The organism is Methanolobus chelungpuianus (assembly GCF_024500045.1).
Lineage (GTDB): Archaea > Halobacteriota > Methanosarcinia > Methanosarcinales > Methanosarcinaceae > Methanolobus > Methanolobus chelungpuianus.
This window is the reverse complement of record NZ_JTEO01000004.1, coordinates 51,134-68,804: the sequence shown is the minus strand read 5'-3', so window position 1 is coordinate 68,804 and position 17,671 is coordinate 51,134. Positions and strand designations below refer to the sequence as shown.

Genomic DNA, 17,671 nt, shown 5'->3' with positions numbered 1-17,671 from the left:
CTACCTTTCATTTTTAAATATAAACACTTATCCAGACCACTATCCGGTAAAATTGTCCAGGGTGCAGCTGGAAATGCCTCTTTCGACCTTGTACCTGTCCCGTGCGGACATTTCACTTATGGAAGAGGAAGCCTTTGGCTGAAGGTGCTTGGCATGTCTCTTATTCCTTCTTCCCTGTATCATCTGGGAATCATAGTAGACATCCCACAGGTCATCTATATCATCGGGAGCGCCGGAGAAGCTCAGGCTTCCAAGGAAAGAAGAACGGATATGTGTGAAGTTCTCAAGTCCCAGGTAACGCCCATTGCCTATCCATGCTGTTTCCTTCTCCAGGACAGCTACAGGAAGGTCGGGGTTCTTCCCGGCAAGCCAGCGGCAGAACATGTCACCTATCCTGTGAGGGGAATCCACCTTCACCGAGAGTATCCCGTTGACAAGCTCCGGACGTGCGAACATGGACAGCCGGTGATATGAACGCGATACATCGCGCATGTAAGTATAATATCTCTTACCGGCAGGGGTCTTGCCCGAGTAAAGCATGTCTGCGCTGCCGTTGCATGAGCAGATGAAGCGCACCAGTGAAGCCGGATCGCACGATGAATGGCGCAGGACGAGACTTATATAACCCTCCACATCCGGGTCCCGTGGGGACAGGCGGCCCGTCCTTTTACCGAGCAGTTTGTGTGCAAGGGTGGTACAGTCTGCCGGCGGCCTGAAGCCCACAGCCTTCAGCTCACGTTCTGTTCCCGAGAAAGCGATCTTGCTCCTGAGCTCATTCATGTCTTTTGCAAAAAGAAGCTCTGCAGAGGGGTCCTGCAATAACTCATATGCTGCAAGGAGCACTCCCTCAACATTATCCCTGAACGCTATAACACGCAGGCTCATGCACCGGCCCCCATGAAAGATGACAGGTTTGTCTGGCGGCGGCCGTTTATCTCTAGATAGGGCCTTGCCCTTGAGATCACTATACCCATGCGCATGAGCTCCTTCTCGGAAGAGATCGGACGGGACTGGATTATCCGGTTAGCACTTACCGGCCCGATACCGGGTACCAGCAGCAGTTCCTCCCTGCTGGCGGAGTTCACGTTCACCGGGAAGCGCTCGGGATGTGACATCGCCAGCAGGATCTTGGGGTCCGTATCTACAAGAAAGCCGTTGTCATCGTATACTGCATCGAAATCAAAGGCCTTCAGTCCGTAATCCTTGAGAAGATATGAAGTCTGGTAGAGCCGTATCTCCCTCCACCTCGGAGAAGGCAGCTGATTCTCAAGAGGAGTGGACGGGACGGGGTCAAAGCTCATAAAATAAGGTCTTCTCAGCTCATACTCCACCATGAACTTGTCCACCGTCCCGATGATGTCCCTGTCCGGTTCGTTGAGAGCACCCACCACAAACTGCGTGTCGTTGGCACCGACTATCCGCCCACCGTATCCGACCTCATGCCTCTTTCTCTTTATCAGGTCCCTTGTCCACTGGAGACGCTGGAGCACATCGCTGGTGTAATCGAAATTAGGGCATATCTCCGAATAGTTGACCGAGCTGGTCGTTTCGGCATTCACGCCGAACTTGTTGGCGTAGTCCGCAATTTCCTCCAGCAGGTACAGAGGGGTTCCCGGCATCACACGCATATGGATGTAACCTGTGAAGCCCTGGCTGCGCAGCAGCCTCGCCACCTCAAGCTGCTTCTCCGCAGTCCTTTCAGCATCCCCTATTATCCCGGAGGAAAGGAACAGTCCCTCCACTGCATTTCTCCTGTAAAAGGACCAGGTGATCCTGACGATCTCCTCTGGTGTCAGGGAAGTGCGTGTGGAGTGGCGTCCACATCTGTTGGGACAATATGTACATTCGCCTGCGCACGCATTTGTGAGAAGGGTCTTGTACAGTTGTATGCAGCGCCCGTCAGGACCGAAGGCGTGACACACAGCACTCTGGTTACAGCTGTCATATTTTGTCCCCTCGGAGAGTATCTTCATCCTCTCGGTAAGGGTGAAATGATGTTCGCCTGCAGCGTGCTGGTTTGTCATTGCACAGTAATGCAGTTCAGTAATATATAAGCCGGAGCCGTGCGGGGTGAAAGTATTATGTGCAAAGAGGAAATGGCTCAGGCTGAGCAGAAGAAAGAATTAGAAGGCAAGGGCAGCAAAAATGGATGAGCAACAGGTCCGGATAGGGCTTCAGTTTTCCGGTCCTTTGTCCCTGACCTTGACCTTGACCTTAAGGACGCTTACGGGTTCCAGTTTTTTCCACATGACGGTGGAGTTCTTATCGAAGGTGAAATTACTCACGGTCTTGTCCGAGAACTCGCCATTGACCTCGTAAACGAAGAAGCCTTCCTCGCCATTGGTGGAAACGACGTTCTCCTGACCGCGTATATTCCTTACTTCAACAACAGCCACCTTTTTGAGTGTTTCAAGCAGTGTGGCACCCTTCTCGATCTCAACGGTCTTTGACGGCGCAAACATGTCAAGGGCATTGAAGAGGTTCCTGTTGTTCAGTTTAAGCACGTGCGTTTTCCCGTAGACCTTTCTCTGGATCAGCGCGGCAGCCTCAAGGATATTGGCATGTTTTGCCGCCACGGGGACAGATATGTCGAGCTCCCTGGCAAGTTCAGAGATATGCATTTCTCCCTCTGTCAGCTTTTCCAGCATCCTCAGACGGGTCTCGCTCCCAAGTGCGCTGAACAGTTTCAGGCGGTCCGCATGTTCAGGGTCTTCAATATCGTTGTTATCGGGCATGCTCATAAATATAAGGGATATATAGACTTATATAAATATGTTCCTGATAATCAATACCTGAAGGGACGCTGATGAAAACGGTGCAGCAGGAAAACACCCGGTCATCTCTTTAGATCCCTGTACGTCCCACTGGCAAGAGCAGCCCTCTGCGTACTGAGCTTGTGATCCGTTGACAGCAGGTCCTGAAGTATGAACTCATGTGTCAGGTAATCAGGCCTGACGTAGTCGACTATATCGGCGCATCGCTCATGGGTGAAGGGCATATGCTGGTCCATTCTTTCAACTATCTGCATTACCTTGCCCAGACGGTCGTAGAAAGGAAGCTCTCCGAATCCTTCAGGCATATCCATACCCAGGCCCCCACGCATGTATTCGCCTGACAGGCTGCAGTGGAAGTGCATCCCCTCTATGCGGTCGATCAGGTCGTCTGAGTGCCTTGAAAGCACTTCCAGCACAGTATCCACCGCATCCTCCTCCCTGGTGCACTGCATGGTGGCAGCCATCAGGTGCCCGACATCAAGCACAAAGGCCCAGTTATCGAAATCAAGGAGCTCTGTAAAATAAGTCACAGTCTCCGGGTCCAGGAAAGTAAGCCCCGGCCACCAGAGATTCTCAAAGAAGAGACGCACGGGAGGTTCCTCATTGGGAAAGGACCTCACGGCTTCGTTAAGGAATTCCGCTGTAGTAGCCATAACATCCCTGTCCGTGCAGTTGAAGGAACGGGTGAATACATGCTCAAGCTCCACGTAGGCAACGTGGAAGACACCATATGCAGCTCCCAGGGAATGCGCATTTCCCATAGCCCTGCTGAAGCTCCCGACCACCTCATCGCGGCTGAGACCGCCGAAAAGATATATTTTCTCAGAATCATCGATCCCGCAGGAGAAAGCCTTATCATCCACCCACGCCCTGTGGCGCCCCATCCAGTACGGCAGGTGAGCACCCTGAATGAGCCGGGAGGGAATTCCTTCCGTAAGGGTTGACTGGTCCACGTACAGTTCTAACCCGTCAAGCCGGTGCCTTGCCAGGAAACCCTCGACCTTGCCCCAGTCAGAATCAAATATGTCCAGCTCGACCGCGTAGGTCGAGAGATTCATAAGTTCCTTCATGTCGGGCCCCCTTCTTTTATCTCAGGCCCGGGGACCTGCCCGCACACTCCCCTCCATTTACCGTTCTTGATGATCCATGCAGTTATCCTTAACCAGTTGTCGATTATGCAATCCTTCTCATCAAGGAGGCGGTCCAGGGGAACTCCGTCAGCGCATCCCAGCATGTCAGGCAGGCCTTTCATGATCGATATTGCAGCCTTCCTCCCTGCTGTTTCAGGCAGCAGTCCCCAGGAGATCTCGTCCATTATATGCAGGACAGCAGACGTGCTTCCAACAAGGGACGGGGCTCTTGACACTTCCCGCAGGGCCTTCAGGAAATCTGTTCTGTGGTTGCTGCCCTCCAGCTTTGATGCCGTTTTCCAGTACATGGCCTCATCCACACCGAATCGCTCAAGGCGCAGCAGCATATCCCTCTGGGACAGGGGCGTTATTCCTGACTCCATTTCCAGCGCCCTTGTGGCCGCCTCAAGCACGCACAGGCCTATCATCTCCCCCAGCTTGGAGTGCTTTCCTGCATCCGTCAGGCAGCAGGGGCTCGTCCTGTCGGCGATCACGGCACTCATATCGGTACCCGACCCTGTGGCAATTCCCTGTGAATACCGGCTTGGGGCCATAAGCTGCTGCAGGGCTGCGGCTTTTGCCTCGCTTGCTGTCACGAGGGCCCTGGCCATTGTATGTGGAGGCAGGTTCGCACCTACCAGCAGTATAGTGTTAATGGTGCCCGGGATGAACAGGAATTTCCCGTCCTCCTCATAATAGGAGGCTGGATCGCCCACCCTTCCGCCATTGCCATCGATCCCCGCAGTAACGATTACGGTGACCTCGACTCCTCTGAAAGAGCGCGTGGATATTGCGGCATTCTCCATGCAGGCTGCGGTCAGCAGTCCCGAAGACCTCTGAGGGTCAAGCCCGAGCCTGCGGGAAACTATCTCCAGGTACGCAGGGATGCTGCCGCCCTCAAGCTCCTTTGCAGAGTGCTTATCCCTGGACACGTGATGATTGAAAACTGCCTGAAGGTCTTCCCTGTATCCGCCCCCCACCCACGAAGTAGTGAGAGTGCTCCTGCCGAGGGGCAGCGTAACGACAAGTGAATCATCGTGCCTGTACACCCTTTCCCCGGAGGATGTTTCCAGCAGTATGACAGCACCTTTGTGGGCAGAAAGCACAGGATCTTCCGGATGGCTATCTGTACTGCAGACGGTATCCTCATTTTTTACCATAAGATCGCCTTCATATTCTACAGCAACATTCGATTAAACCCAACTTGTCCATCCAGAGCACCTCCATACCTGTTGTTTATGCAGGCAGCGGCTTTAGCGGCTGGACAATATCAAGTGTTGATGTACTGATCACGTGAAACCACATAGGTATTATCAGGGCTTGATTAAATAGGTTTTCAAGAGATACAGGCTCTCAGGGACGGGCGCAAAGCCCTTACCAGCAGGAGCTTAGGCAGCCTCTGCGACTGCAAAAGCTGCTTCTTTTCTGAGCAGCGATCCAACGTGCATCCTTGCCCAGGTGAAGATAAAAAAGGACCCGAGGATGTTGCCGACCACAATACCCCACCATATACCTGCAAGTCCGTGGCCCAGGTACACTGCAAAGAAGGCCGCAAAGGCAGGCACGAATATGAGGGCACGCAGGATAGTTGCAATAAGCGCGTTGACACCCTTGCCTATTCCCTGGAAGAGCGACGAGGAGAGCATACCCAGCGACACCATAGGATAGAACAGGCAGATGATCCGCAGGAATATTACCAGATCGCCGGTTATATGGGAGGCGCTCTCCGACATGGTGAAAACGTAGGCTATCTGAGGAGCCAGGACAAAGGTCAGGGCAGCTATCGCGGTCTCCACCAGAAGGGAGATCTTTGTGGCATAGATATGAGAAGAGGACAGCTTCCCATAGGAGCCCTCGCCATACGCAAACCCGCTCATGGTAACAACGGCGGTTGAAATTCCCATCAGCGGGGAGATCGCGATGGTAGCTACCCGCCAGCCCACGGTATATACGGCAACCCCGTCCGTGTTGCTGACAGATATTATGATGACGTTCATGATAAGCATCATCAGCGCCATGGAGGACTGCTGTACCGATGCGGGCAGGCCCACCCTGAATATGTCCCTGAGGATTCCCCTGTCAAAGCTGAAGTCCCTGAAATCAAAGGAAATATAGGTGTCCTTCCTGAAGAACAGCCAGTTTGCCATCAGGACAGCAGTCACGGCAAGGGATATCACCGTTGCCCATGCAGCACCTGCCACGCCCATGTCAAAGCTGTATATCAGGATAGGATCCAGTATGATATTGAGTACCGAGCCGAGGATCATCGCATGCATGGCTCGCCTGGTGTCACCCTCGCTGCGGAGGATGGCGTTTGCAACGTTTGGGAAGAATATGAACAGAGTGCCTGCAAAAATGATCTTCCCGTAGGAAGCTGCCATGTCCAGGGTATTCCCCGCACCGATGGCACTCAGGATGCTCTCTGCAAAGAAGAACAGCGGCACAGCGAACAGCAGTGACAGTGCAAGCATCAGTATCATGGTGTGCACTGCCACGTTATCAGCGCCCTGCTTGTCTTTCGCACCAAGCCTGCGGGATATTGCTGAGCCTCCGCCTACGCCAAGACCTGTGGAGAGGGCTATGGAAGCAAAGAAGAAAGGGAACACAAAGCCCACCGCTGCAAGTGCATCGGAACCCAGGCCCGATACCCAGAAAGTGTCAACCAGGTTGTATATTGTCTGGATGGACATTGCGAACATCATAGGCAGGCCCAGCTTGAGAATGGCTTTCTTTGGATCGCCTGCCAGCGTCCGCATCCCTGAACTGCCTTCTGTGGTGTCCTCTTTCATTTCTGGGCCTTCCTGAGGTCATTCTCGTGTGCAATATTGAAGGCGGCACGCCTTATCATCCTGATGAAGAGTTCCTTTTCCTCTTCACTGAAACCATCGAACACTATATTGTTAATGATGGCTGACATCTGCCTGATCACCGGCCCCAGATGCCTTCCTTCATCAGTCAGGCATATGCGGTAGGCACGCTTATCCTGCGGGTCCGTCTCCCTGAGCACATAACCGCTCTCTTCAAGCTTATTGATAGCCCTGGTACCCGTGGCCCTGTCGCAGTTCAGCTCCCGTATCAGTATCTCCTGACTGATGCCATCGCGATGGAGCAGGCGCATAAGGAAAGGGAACTGTCCGCTTCCTATGCCGAAAGGCTCCAGCTCCCTGGCTATGAAGGTATGGATCTCCCTGGAGAACAGGAATGCATCCCTTCCTATTGACTGGTGGCCTCTTGCCTTCAGGCACTCTGCGCTTTCAGCTGAAAGAACTATATTAACCCTCTTTTTATTGCTATTGCAACAATTGCATACGCAACTATACCTATATAAAAAAAACGCTGAGGGTCAGTCAACGAATAGCTCGACTCCCATCAGCTCCAGGAAGATCTCTTCCAGTGAAGGCACGATGGTGCGCATCTCGACGATATCCCCGCCTTTGGATGCGACCCACTTGGTGGTGTTATTGATAATGCTAATGTCATTAGTGATTATAACATAGTCATCTCCTGCCTTCTTCAGTTCTGCAAGACCGTAGTCCTCGGCGCTGTCCACCCTGAACTCCAGCCGGTACTGTATCTTCCCGAATTCCTCGCGGATGCGGGCTGCCGTACCAAGGGTGACCATCCTGCCATTCTTCAGTATCAGGATATTGTCGCACAGGCTTTCCACCTGGTACAGGTTATGGGCGCTGAAGATGACAGTCTTGCCTGCCTCCCTGAGGGAACGCACGTAATCCGTAATATAGCGCGAGGTCATGGGGTCGAGGCCTGAGGCAGGCTCGTCGAAGATCAGGATATCGGGGTCATTGATCAGCGAGCGGGCTATTGCGACCTTGCGCTTCATGCCTTTGGAGAGGTCACCTATCTTCTTGCCGCCGGCATTGAGGGAAAGGTCGAAGAGCAGATCATTGATCCTCTTCCCGGCTACATCCTTACCGACGCCATACAGCTCAGCGAAGAACATAAGGTAGTCATCCACTTCCATGCCTTCGTACAGGGGTGACTCTTCCGGAAGGAATCCCAGGAAGGATTTGATCTTAACGGCATCCCTGCCAATATCCAGCCCCTTCATTGTGATGGTGCCCCTGCTTGGCCTGACAAGGCCGCTGAGCATCTTCAATGTAGTTGTCTTCCCTGCACCGTTGGGACCTACTATCCCGAATATCTCTCCTTTTCCTATGGAAAAGCTCAGGTTCTCGACCGCAACGAAATCCCCGTACTCTTTCCTGAGTCCTTCCACTGTGATGATCTTCTGTTCCACAGAAAGAGAATATACTTCACTATATATAAGCAATAGTATAAAAATAAAAATGCATACAAGTAAAAGCACGGCTCCGCGCTGCAACCGCCGGGCCTGCTGCTGCAGAGGTACTATTAACTCCATTGTCGCTTCGCATGTTCCTTGATATACACATCCATCTGCGGGAATGAATGCTTATGCCTTCCCTGTTGAAAGTATTGTGGATGCCTGTTGTCAGGTCGTTCTTGACAGGCCAGAAGTCGGAGGTATTTACCCACGCGCGCAGCTGCAGATTTACAGACGGGTCCGCAGGCTCGGTGGTGATCACCGCAGGGGAGGGTGTTTCGAGCACTTTCGGGTGTCCCCTTATCAGCTCAAGGGCAACATTGACCGCCCTGCCGATATCCGTGCCGTATCTCACGCCAACGTCAACGCTTACTCTACGGGCTGGAATCCTGCATACCAAGACCGAGTGCCAGCCCTATGACTGCGGAAAGGCCGATCACAACAGCACTTACATCAATTCCCGGTGCGCATGAACCTCGCAAGGAACTCTGTCACAGGCTACGGAAGCTTTGTCTTCTTGAGCCCTCTCCGGAAAGTACCGGAAAGGAGACCTGCAATGATAATTCCGATAGCAAGGGGAAAAAGACAAAGACCAGCTTTGAAACTGGCAGATTCTTATAGGGAATGGGGCGGGATTAAAGTGTGGGAAGGTCTACCGTTTTTACAGCTACTGTACATCCCTTTCCGGAAGGCGTACAATTTTCAGTTACTTTCCATATAAGAAAAAAATAACCAGTAAAAGCAAAATAATTGCATACATATTAATATAATAACCTGCTTAATAAATTTAATGTCCGGATGGTACACTATCGCTAAATGGGAGTTTTTCAGGTCAAAGCTCAAGTTCGATACCAGGTCCACCTTTCTTCTGGCATTCTCTCTTGCACTGGTCATAGCAGCATCCTTTGCAGCCGTACAGACCCAGATGAGTATGAACCAGAAAATATATACCGCAGCATCCAGCGAACCTACACTTCGCCCCATACTTGAAAGTGACCAGAGGTTCAGCTATATGCCCTTAACGATATATGAGGCCACCCAGTTCTACATGTACGGGGCTGATCTTGTCATCATTGGTAACAACGTGTACCTTGGGGACAGTGCCAAGTCTGCAGCAGCCGGAAGCGCACTTGAGAATACCATCAAAGAGTACCGTGAAGCAGTGCTGACCTCCTACGATGACATCAATAACAGCCATCCGGTATGGGTCACGGTCCACGATATCGAGAGACCCCAGAACTTCCAGCTACTGAGCTCCCGGAATGCAACAGGCGCCATGGAGGCAGTGCAGGACACCGGGAACAAGGACCGGGGAGAAGATTATCCCCGGGGCGAGATCACACAGGAATATCTCAACAGGGGCTCCTCGTTCATGCTCCCGGAAGACATCAGCGAGCTGGATGATTACAGGGGCAGGGCCTTCTTCCAGAAGCAGACACTCTCCACTCCATCCTTCTTCTCGCCTCCGATACCCTTCACAGCGATTCTTTACGCTTTCCTGTTCATATTTCCCATCTACTTCGTCTCGCAGTTCTATTCCACAAGCATCATGGACGAGCGTACCAACAAGAAAGGGGAGCTGGTCCTGGCGGCACCGCTCCTGAGCAGGGATGTGGTCATAGGCAAGACACTGCCATACATCATTGTAACTCTTCTCATCCAGGCAGTCATCACCGTGTACATCACGGGATTCCCGGCCGACATGAGGACCGCACAGAGCTCACTGCTGATACTTATAACAATATTCCCCGTCGTTCTCCTGTTCTTCGCACTTTCCTTCTTCGGGGCCATACTCTCAAGGAGCTTTAAGGAGCTGACCTTCACCAGCGTTTTCCTCTCAGTGGTCATTTCAGGATACCTGTTCTTCCCGGCCATGTTTGCGAACATACACGCTATCAGTTCTATTTCACCCATCACGCTCATCGTCCGCCTTATAGAGGGCGAGACCGTGCTGATGAATACTTACCTGTTCTCGACACTGCCATTCTACTTTGTAGCGCTTTCTGCCTTTGCTTTTGGTACATACATCTATCGAGAAGAGGATCTTTTCACCCAGAAGGCGGTCCCGGAGAAGATAACGGACTGCCTGGAAATGTTCCTTTCAAGTTCATACGGCTCTGTGTTCCTGCTGAGCATCATCTTCATCCCCTTCGTATACATGACCCAGCTGATGCTCATCGTCATGCTGTTCAACCTGCCTGCCCCGCATTCGGTCGTTATCATGATAATACTCTCCGCCATGGCAGAGGAGCTGGTCAAGTCGGCCGGGATATACACGATCCTCAAAAGGAAGCTCCAGCCTGCCAACCTGAAAAGTGCCCTCAGGCTCGCGGCCCTCTCTGGCACGGGATTCTTCGTCGGGGAAAAGGCAGTGGCATTCCTTACCCTGGCGCCCATAGCAAGTTCGGCTTTCGGGGCAGTGATGACCATGGGCACTCTCCTGCTCGTGCCCCTGGCACTCCATATCTCCACAGCATCGGTCAGCTCTCTGGTGATGTACAGGTTCGGCACCAGGAGGTACCTGTTGTCGGTGATCCTGGCGACCCTGGTCCACAGCATATACAATCTTTTCATCCTGAGAGGTGTGCTTCTTGGCTGAGCGTACAAGACCTTACGGGAAAATAAGAAGTATCGCCAGGAAGGAAACACGAGAACTGATGCGCGAGAAGACATTCATACTTTCCGTGCTCATCCAGCTTTTCATCGCTTCCTTCTCGACATTCCTTGTCATCGGGCTTACGTCGTTCTACGATCCCACCATCATGGGAGATATAGAGATGCAGGGCATAAGTATTGCAGTTGTGGGAACCGGGGACAACGAGCTCTACAGGCTGCTCCGGGAAAGCAAGCTCAACACCCGGCTCTACAGTGACCTGACACCTGCCTATGGAGACTTCTACGAACACAAGGTTGACGCCATAGTTATCGCTCCCCCCGGCCCTCCTGAGGGAGAGGAGATACTGAATGTTGACATATACCTCCCAAAATCGGAAATAAAGGCCACCCTGATATCGCTCCAGATGAAAGAGCCTCTTGAGGAGTTCGAGCAGCATGTCAGGGACATCAGGACACAGCGCCTGCCGGGGTATTCGCCCATCGAGGTCAATATCAATAAGAGAGGCATAAAGACCTCTTCCACCTATTTCGAATTCATTTACGTGGCCCTGCTTCCTCTGCTGGTGTTCACCCCGGCTTTCATTTCAGGAGGCCTTGTAATTGATTTCATCACCGAGGAGTTCGAGAGGAAGACAATGGAGCTGCTGCTGGCCACCCCGGCGTCCATGATGGATATAGTCAGCGGTAAAGTGCTTGTTGCAGTGGCCATAGTGCCCCTCCAGGCCTTTGCATGGATGATGCTGATGGGTGCAAATATGATAGTCATAAGGAACTTCTTCAGCATACTGATGGTGGTCACACTGATTGGAGCCATACTTGTCCTGATAAGCAGCATGATATCGATCAGCTTCAGGGACAGGGGAGTTTCCCAGCTTCTGTACTCCATGATACTGATCTTTCTTTTCATGGCCTCCTACTTGTTCACGAACTCACCGCTCAACCTTGTGACACGGCTGTCAATAGGCAGTATAGGGACAGCGGAGTCCACCCTGTGGATGGGTATCTATACACTCGTGGCTCTCGCATTGGGTATCCTGACAGCGGCCACCGTGAAAAGGAAATACGATAACAATTAAAAGATAAAAATACATATATGCACACAATGGCTGTGAGAACGCACATCTTCACGACACTTGCGATCCTGATCCTGACCGCTTTAGCATATCCGGCCAGTGCCTACGATATACAGGACGAGGACATCTGGATATTCCAGGGCGCCTACACGCTTGCTGCCGGAGAGAGGGCGGAACTTGAAGGATTCACGGTGAAGATATATTCTGTGGATATGAGTGAGTTCGAACCTTCTGCCATAGTCCTCATCTACCGCAACAGGGACTTCAAGGAATCTTTTTTAGTTGATGCGTCTGCAAACAGCGAGCAGGTATATGACGATGAACTGAAGATCAGGATATCGGGGATAGATTCAGGAGCAGTCTCACTTGAGACTTACAAGCAGAAGTATGAAAGGGTGTGGATCACAAGCGTGCCCAGGAAATCCATGAAAGCAGGCGACATACTGGAAGACGGCGGTTACCGTATCAGGGTCAAAGAAGTCGGGGAGAGCGGTGCCCTTTTCAGTGTGGAGGGAAATAGCGGTGTCTTTGAGGAAAGCTACCGGTCGGGAGACTACAGGAAATTCTCGGAAGAGTTCATGATCCGTGCCATCTACATCAACCCTAACACCCGGGAGGTTTTTATCGAGACCTTCAGGCCGGGGGCGCCGGCATTGACCATTGATGCACTGACCGATAAGCTGGCCTACGACTCGAACGAGAACATATCGTACATGCTTACCCTTACCAACAGCGGCACCATTCCCTTGCACGGTATCATCCTCAGCACGAGCTCCTCTGCAGGTTTGGTGAAGGAGCCACAGCTCCAGCATGCTTCCCTTGATGCACTGAAGATGAAAAGGTTCACCTTCCCCGTTAAGGCACCTGTGACCCCGGTCACCAGGAACATGCTGATACGGTCACAGGTGACAGGATACGATTACAAAGGTAATGCCTATTCCGGGGAGGCCTCTGTTGAAGTGCAGGTCAGGCCTTACATATCCATTGAGAAGAAAGTGGAGGCTGTCAGGAAATCCCCAGAGGATAAATCGATGGGGACTGATGGCCATTTCATAATAACGCTGAAGCTCAGGAACACCGCAGGGTCGAGGGTGGCAGTGAATGTACTGGATGAGCTGCCGCCATCGATGATCCCCGGGGATATGGAAAGAACTGAATGGGCCGTAGTGCTTGATGCGGGTGCTACAAAAGAGATAATATATAATGCACAGCCAACTGAACCGGGCAGTTTTAGCTTCGGCCCGGCAGTCGTCCAGTGGAACGACTCAGGAGAGACCTACAGTGTGGAATCCGATCCTGTCAGCGAGATCTTCAGGATCAGAGGCTCGAAGGTCGTAGTGGAGAAGAGAATAGATCCAGCTTACCTTTTTACCGGAGAGATGTCCGGGATATCTGTCACTCTCATCAATGACGGAGACAGCAGGACCCATGTGAGCCTTAGTGACAGTATCCCCGAGGGTGTTTCCCTCCTGTCAGGCCAGCTCGGCTGGGAAGGGGACCTCGAGGCAGGTGCATCCAGGGAGATAAGCTATGTTGTAAAGGCGGAAGAGGCGGGAAGCATCAGACTGCCTGCTGCAGTGGCAGAGTGTAAAGATGAACAGGGGAATAAGTACAGTTCTGCTTCAGAGGCCTTGCTGATCTATGTCGATGACGGACTTACCACTGCCAGCGCACAGGCAGGCAGCACCGCAGGTACGGAACATACAGATGGGAACACAGGCCGTATTCCTGATCAGGGGAATTCCGGACTGACGCGCACCAAAGCCGCCGGATTCCTGCTGTCCGCTTTCATCACCATGTTATCACTGCTTGCGATCATACCGGGTCTTGTGTACCTGGTCATAAGAGGAGGATTTAAATGAGACCTACCCAACGGAGGATCTGAATGGAGATCCTGGCTTTCATCGGTTGCATGATGCTGTTTGTGACTTTTGCGCTGACAGTGCTTTTCGTACTTATAAGGATATCCTCCAGGCTGGCAATGCTTGTCCTGGCAGCAGTGCCCCTGCTTGCAGTGATCTTAATGCCCGGGGCATCAGTGGCTTTTCTTTCATACGAACATTTCCGCTTTGCCGAAGGACTGGTACCGGTCAACAATTTCCATATACTGCTTACACTGTGGTCCACACTGATAGCTATCATCCTCTACACGGAATTCCTCACCTGGTACCTTACCGCAGGAAAGAGAAGGAAAGCGCAGGGCCAGGAGCCGGGCAGGCCTGCAGAGTTTCCTAAGAGCCCTGACAATATCAGTCTCAGGATAAAGGACGCACTGCTGAAACGCGGTCCATCAGGCAAATGATAAAATAGTATGGGAGATAAAATCCAGCTGGGGGAATTTATCTGGAAGAAGAGCGGAATCTTAGAAATGATACTGAAACAACCGTGCAGCGCAAGAAACCAAATCCTGCGAGGTCGGCCATCTACTCACTTGTATTCCCTGGCCTTGGCCAGCTGAACAACGGGGATACTAGCAGGGGAATGCTGTTCTTTGCCATTGCGTTCATCCTGATATTGTCAGGGCACCTGGGAGTCACTCTTATCATACTTGCGCTCTTCTGGCTCTATAACATATACGATGCTTACTCCCGTGCAAAAAGACTCCCATGAGCTGCCAGCCTGGCAGCCGCACGGGTTTATGCCCAGGAAGGATGCGGCGGGAAAAATAAATTCAGAACACTGAAGGGAAAGGAGGTCAGACCCTCCCTTTCCCGAGAGCGTAATCTGCCATGACCTTCATGTATTCCCTGTCAACTTCCATGAGCACTGTCTGGAACATGGCAACATGGACCTTCTCTTCCCTGGCTACGTCGTGCAGGATGGCGGCAAGATCTTCGTTGTCGGTAAGTGCGGCCATTGACTCGTACAGGTTGACGGCATCCAGCTCGGCTATCATGGCAGCCCTCATTATCTCCTTATCCAGGTCCTTTTTCTTCACTGCCTGCAGGTTCACCGGTATCTCCGATAGCATCTTCTCACCTCAGTCCTTTTTTGACAGTTCCTCGTCAACTTCCTTCTCCCCGGCCTTGAGCTCCTGCTTCTGCTCCTCATCAGCCCTCAACAGCAGGGTCTGGAACTCTCCCACATGGGTCTTCTCTTCATGAGCCACGTCCATAAGTACCCTTTTGACCTCCTCATTGTCAGTAAGGCCTGCCATCTGCTCATAGAGGCTGATGGCATCGAATTCAGCAATGATGGCCGCTCTCAGTATTTCCAGGTCCAGGTCCTTCTTATCGACTCTGGACAAATCCACAGGTATCTTTGACAACATATGCATACTCCCTTAACTTTTAATGGAATCTACAGTTAACTATGATCTACAGCGGCTGCTCTTTGAGAGATATCCGGACCACTGTTATAATCCCCATATTTGATGGGACCCGCATGTACTTATAAATTTCGTGGAGAAAAGAGTACGGACATAAAAAGAGAAAGGAAGAGAAGGGGCACTACTCTATGTTGTGGTAGTAGTACTCCCCGCTGGCCTTCTGCTCCCTGTCAAGCCTTGAGTCGGGCTTGTTGACCCTGGGACGGGAGGTATCCTCGTCACGCCTGAACGTGATATGGAGATTGGCCAGGAACCTGTTCATACCATCCTGCATGCTGGAGGGCTGGTGTGCCTTACCATAGACCGCAGGCTCACCTTCAAAGACAATGAGGCGCTCGCTCAGCATGTCTATCATGTAGATGTCGTGGTCCACCACCATGGCGGTCTTGCCGCTGTTCTCGGCAAATCTCTTGATGACCTTGGTGGTCATGGAACGCTGCTCCACGTCCAGGTGGGCGCTGGGCTCGTCAAGGATGTACATATCCGCGTCCCTGCACAGGCAGGCTGCTATGGCAACCCTCTGGAGCTCTCCTCCACTGAGGTCCGTGAGGTTGCGCTCATATAATGGCTCAAGGTTCAGCGGCTTGGCGACCTCTGACTGGAAGTAGCTTGTATCGAACTTGCGGGATATGCCCCGCAGGAAATACTGCACAGGCATCGTGACATCAGGCTTAATGTACTGCGGCTTGTAGGAGATGGTGATGGTCAGGTCAAGCTTGCCCTCGTCAGGATTGATCTCCCCGGCCAGGATCTTCACGAAGGTGGATTTACCGATACCGTTGGGTCCGACGATCCCGAGCACTTCGCCCTGCTTAAGGGAACCATTTTCACTTTCAAGGGCGAAGCCATTACCGTATTTCTTGGAAAAGCCTTCGTAATCCACAAGTGTCTCGATGTCAGTCTCCACACGAGGGGGATGTACCTCGAACTTAATGGCCTCGGGCCTGATACGCACATTCTCCTCCGGGAGATAACCCTTAAGATACTGGTTTATCCCGATACGCACACCCTTGGGGTAGGTGATTACACCGTAGGCCCCGGGCTGGCCGTATGCCACATGCACCACATCCGCCAGCATATCAAGGATGGCCAGGTCATGCTCCACCACGAGCACTGCTTTGTCTTTGGATATCTCCTGGATGAGCTGGGCCGAATTGATGCGCTGGTAGATGTCAAGGTAGGGACTTATCTCGTCAAAGAAATAGAAATCTGCATCCCTTGCAGCACAGGCCGCGATCGCGACCCTCTGGAGCTCGCCGCCACTGAGCTCGGTGATGTTCCTGTCGATAACAGGAGTGAGACCAAGCCTCTCAATAAGCTCGCTGAGCACGCCACGCTCGTCGGTCTTGTCAAGCAGCTCGCTGGTCTTGCCTTTGAAGGCCTTGGGTATCATGTCCACGTATTGCGGCTTCTGCGACACCTTGATATTACCGTCGATGACCTCACTGAAATAATCATACAGGGCTGTGCCTGAATAATGCTGCAGCACTTTTTCCCAGTTCCCGGTTCCTTCGCCGAAATTGGGCACAAGGGTTCCGGAGAGTATCTGCACTGCAGTACTTTTTCCTATACCGTTGGGTCCCAGGATACCTGTCACCCTGCCGGCCTGCGGAACCGGGAGTCCATAGAGTGCAAAGGCGTTAGGCCCGTACCTGTGTGTGGGCGCAGTGAGTTCTTCCGGCAGGCCTATGATCATTATAGCGTCAAAAGGGCACCTGTTGATGCAGATACCGCATCCCACGCAGAGCTCTTCGGAGATGAGGGGCTTTCCGCCACCCTCCGGGAAAACTATGGTCTCGTCCCCTGTCCTCACCCTGGGACAATATTTTTCACATTCATGGCTGCAGCGCCTTGGCTGGCACCTGTCCTTGTTCAATATGGCTATTCGCATGTGAGATCCCTGACTGAAATAAGATGCATGTTCAAAAAAGAGAAGGTCAATTCAAGAGCAGAGTCCATGTCACAAGACAGAAGTCCACGACCAGGAACTCAACATAGAACCAGTCCTTGAAACCAAATTCCTTCGTGTCGATCCTGATAAGCGGGAAGATCAGCCTTAATGCGTAGTATGCAAGCGCAACAACGATAACGACCACAGCATACCATCTTACCTCATCACCGACACCGAACTGGCTGTAGGAAAGTATACCGGCTATGACACCGATCACAGATGCAACTGCTGTCTTTATTATACCCTCTATGTGTGCCTGTTTCCTCTCTTCCGGAGTCTTCACCTTATATGCAGGCTTCGAAGCAGCAACGGTTACATCTGCCTGCCCCGCTTCCTTTACTGTGACCGCCTCCCCTGAGGGAGCAGAGGGAGCACGCGCTTGTTTTCTCTTGGACGCTTTTGGCAATTGACAATCTCCTGGAACAACTTGGATAATGTGGATACTATAGAAAGCTGATAGTTATATAAACTTTTATCCTGCACAGGCTAACATAAC

General features: G+C 52.1%; 19 protein-coding genes. 5 read left to right on the top strand and 14 right to left on the bottom strand.

Annotated features, from left to right (window positions below):
- Positions 1-39: 39 nt before the first annotated feature.
- From PV02_RS04710 to PV02_RS04665, 10 genes are all read right to left on the bottom strand, one after another.
- Entirely contained in the window at positions 40-885 is an 846-nt protein-coding gene (locus PV02_RS04710) for a DUF4130 domain-containing protein (RefSeq protein ID WP_256622238.1), read from the bottom strand.
- Positions 882-2,024 carry a radical SAM protein gene (locus PV02_RS04705; RefSeq protein WP_256622237.1) on the bottom strand — a complete coding sequence of 381 codons (1,143 nt, stop codon included), beginning with the start codon at positions 2,022-2,024 and terminating at the stop codon, positions 882-884. Before PV02_RS04705 ends, PV02_RS04710 begins: the two co-directional genes overlap by 4 nt.
- A 150-nt stretch (positions 2,025-2,174) precedes the next feature.
- Positions 2,175-2,741, bottom strand: coding sequence for an ArsR family transcriptional regulator (locus PV02_RS04700; RefSeq protein WP_256622236.1), 567 nt, complete (start codon positions 2,739-2,741; stop codon positions 2,175-2,177).
- 95 nt (positions 2,742-2,836) lie between these two features.
- Complete coding sequence (locus PV02_RS04695) at positions 2,837-3,844, bottom strand: TIM barrel protein (protein ID WP_256622235.1); 1,008 nt, start codon at positions 3,842-3,844, stop codon at positions 2,837-2,839.
- Positions 3,841-5,064: an adenosylcobinamide amidohydrolase gene (locus PV02_RS04690; protein ID WP_256622234.1), complete on the bottom strand. Its 1,224-nt coding sequence runs from the start codon at positions 5,062-5,064 to the stop codon at positions 3,841-3,843. The genes PV02_RS04695 and PV02_RS04690 overlap by 4 nt, the downstream gene beginning before the upstream one ends.
- 228 nt (positions 5,065-5,292) lie before the next feature.
- Positions 5,293-6,693 (bottom strand): MATE family efflux transporter, encoded by a 1,401-nt coding sequence (locus PV02_RS04685; protein WP_256622233.1) that lies wholly within the window; start codon positions 6,691-6,693, stop codon positions 5,293-5,295.
- Entirely contained in the window at positions 6,690-7,049 is a 360-nt protein-coding gene (locus PV02_RS04680) for a MarR family winged helix-turn-helix transcriptional regulator (protein WP_256623051.1), read from the bottom strand. Before PV02_RS04680 ends, PV02_RS04685 begins: the two co-directional genes overlap by 4 nt.
- A 198-nt stretch (positions 7,050-7,247) precedes the next feature.
- Positions 7,248-8,162, bottom strand: coding sequence for an ABC transporter ATP-binding protein (locus tag PV02_RS04675; RefSeq protein ID WP_256622232.1), 915 nt, complete (start codon positions 8,160-8,162; stop codon positions 7,248-7,250).
- Between the two features lie 19 nt (positions 8,163-8,181).
- A complete protein-coding gene (locus tag PV02_RS04670; RefSeq protein WP_256622231.1) occupies positions 8,182-8,562 on the bottom strand; it encodes a mechanosensitive ion channel family protein in 381 nt (126 codons plus the stop codon).
- A gap of 19 nt (positions 8,563-8,581) precedes the next feature.
- The gene (locus PV02_RS04665; protein WP_256622230.1) at positions 8,582-8,689 is read right to left on the bottom strand and encodes a mechanosensitive ion channel family protein; all 108 of its coding nucleotides are present in this window, start codon (positions 8,687-8,689) and stop codon (positions 8,582-8,584) included.
- Between the two features lie 308 nt (positions 8,690-8,997).
- Here PV02_RS04665 and PV02_RS04660 point away from each other — a divergent pair, with 308 nt between their 5' ends.
- The 5 genes from PV02_RS04660 (at position 8,998) to PV02_RS04640 (ending at position 14,506) form a co-directional block, all read left to right on the top strand.
- A complete protein-coding gene (locus PV02_RS04660; protein WP_256622229.1) occupies positions 8,998-10,806 on the top strand; it encodes an ABC transporter permease family protein in 1,809 nt (602 codons plus the stop codon).
- Complete coding sequence (locus PV02_RS04655; RefSeq protein WP_256622228.1) at positions 10,799-11,899, top strand: ABC transporter permease; 1,101 nt, start codon at positions 10,799-10,801, stop codon at positions 11,897-11,899. The genes PV02_RS04660 and PV02_RS04655 overlap by 8 nt, the downstream gene beginning before the upstream one ends.
- Before the next feature lie 26 nt (positions 11,900-11,925).
- Positions 11,926-13,758 carry a DUF11 domain-containing protein gene (locus PV02_RS04650; RefSeq protein ID WP_256622227.1) on the top strand — a complete coding sequence of 611 codons (1,833 nt, stop codon included), beginning with the start codon at positions 11,926-11,928 and terminating at the stop codon, positions 13,756-13,758.
- Positions 13,759-13,781: 23 nt separating this feature from the next.
- A complete protein-coding gene (locus PV02_RS04645; RefSeq protein ID WP_256622226.1) occupies positions 13,782-14,198 on the top strand; it encodes a hypothetical protein in 417 nt (138 codons plus the stop codon).
- 83 nt (positions 14,199-14,281) lie between these two features.
- Entirely contained in the window at positions 14,282-14,506 is a 225-nt protein-coding gene (locus PV02_RS04640) for a hypothetical protein (protein WP_256622225.1), read from the top strand.
- Between the two features lie 85 nt (positions 14,507-14,591).
- Here PV02_RS04640 and PV02_RS04635 read toward each other — a convergent pair whose 3' ends face one another.
- The 4 genes from PV02_RS04635 to PV02_RS04620 all read right to left on the bottom strand — a co-directional run bounded on the left by PV02_RS04635 (position 14,592) and on the right by PV02_RS04620 (position 17,581).
- Positions 14,592-14,867, bottom strand: a complete 276-nt coding sequence (locus tag PV02_RS04635; RefSeq protein WP_256622224.1) for a demethoxyubiquinone hydroxylase family protein — start codon at positions 14,865-14,867, stop codon at positions 14,592-14,594.
- A gap of 9 nt (positions 14,868-14,876) precedes the next feature.
- Positions 14,877-15,167 (bottom strand): ferritin family protein, encoded by a 291-nt coding sequence (locus PV02_RS04630; RefSeq protein WP_256622223.1) that lies wholly within the window; start codon positions 15,165-15,167, stop codon positions 14,877-14,879.
- Positions 15,168-15,345: 178 nt separating this feature from the next.
- Positions 15,346-17,115: a ribosome biogenesis/translation initiation ATPase RLI gene (locus tag PV02_RS04625; RefSeq protein ID WP_256622222.1), complete on the bottom strand. Its 1,770-nt coding sequence runs from the start codon at positions 17,113-17,115 to the stop codon at positions 15,346-15,348.
- A gap of 46 nt (positions 17,116-17,161) precedes the next feature.
- Complete coding sequence (locus PV02_RS04620; RefSeq protein ID WP_256622221.1) at positions 17,162-17,581, bottom strand: EMC6-like membrane protein; 420 nt, start codon at positions 17,579-17,581, stop codon at positions 17,162-17,164.
- Positions 17,582-17,671: the final 90 nt, after the last annotated feature.

Coding starts and splice junctions, on each gene's coding strand:
- PV02_RS04650 (WP_256622227.1), top strand. CDS start 11,926: ATGGCTGTGAGAACGCACATCTTCACGACACTTGCGATCCTGATCCTG.
- PV02_RS04700 (WP_256622236.1), bottom strand. CDS start 2,741: ATGAGCATGCCCGATAACAACGATATTGAAGACCCTGAACATGCGGAC.
- PV02_RS04695 (WP_256622235.1), bottom strand. CDS start 3,844: ATGAAGGAACTTATGAATCTCTCGACCTACGCGGTCGAGCTGGACATA.
- PV02_RS04690 (WP_256622234.1), bottom strand. CDS start 5,064: ATGGTAAAAAATGAGGATACCGTCTGCAGTACAGATAGCCATCCGGAA.
- PV02_RS04710 (WP_256622238.1), bottom strand. CDS start 885: ATGAGCCTGCGTGTTATAGCGTTCAGGGATAATGTTGAGGGAGTGCTC.
- PV02_RS04660 (WP_256622229.1), top strand. CDS start 8,998: ATGTCCGGATGGTACACTATCGCTAAATGGGAGTTTTTCAGGTCAAAG.
- PV02_RS04630 (WP_256622223.1), bottom strand. CDS start 15,167: ATGTTGTCAAAGATACCTGTGGATTTGTCCAGAGTCGATAAGAAGGAC.
- PV02_RS04635 (WP_256622224.1), bottom strand. CDS start 14,867: ATGCTATCGGAGATACCGGTGAACCTGCAGGCAGTGAAGAAAAAGGAC.
- PV02_RS04645 (WP_256622226.1), top strand. CDS start 13,782: ATGGAGATCCTGGCTTTCATCGGTTGCATGATGCTGTTTGTGACTTTT.
- PV02_RS04685 (WP_256622233.1), bottom strand. CDS start 6,693: ATGAAAGAGGACACCACAGAAGGCAGTTCAGGGATGCGGACGCTGGCA.
- PV02_RS04705 (WP_256622237.1), bottom strand. CDS start 2,024: ATGACAAACCAGCACGCTGCAGGCGAACATCATTTCACCCTTACCGAG.
- PV02_RS04625 (WP_256622222.1), bottom strand. CDS start 17,115: ATGCGAATAGCCATATTGAACAAGGACAGGTGCCAGCCAAGGCGCTGC.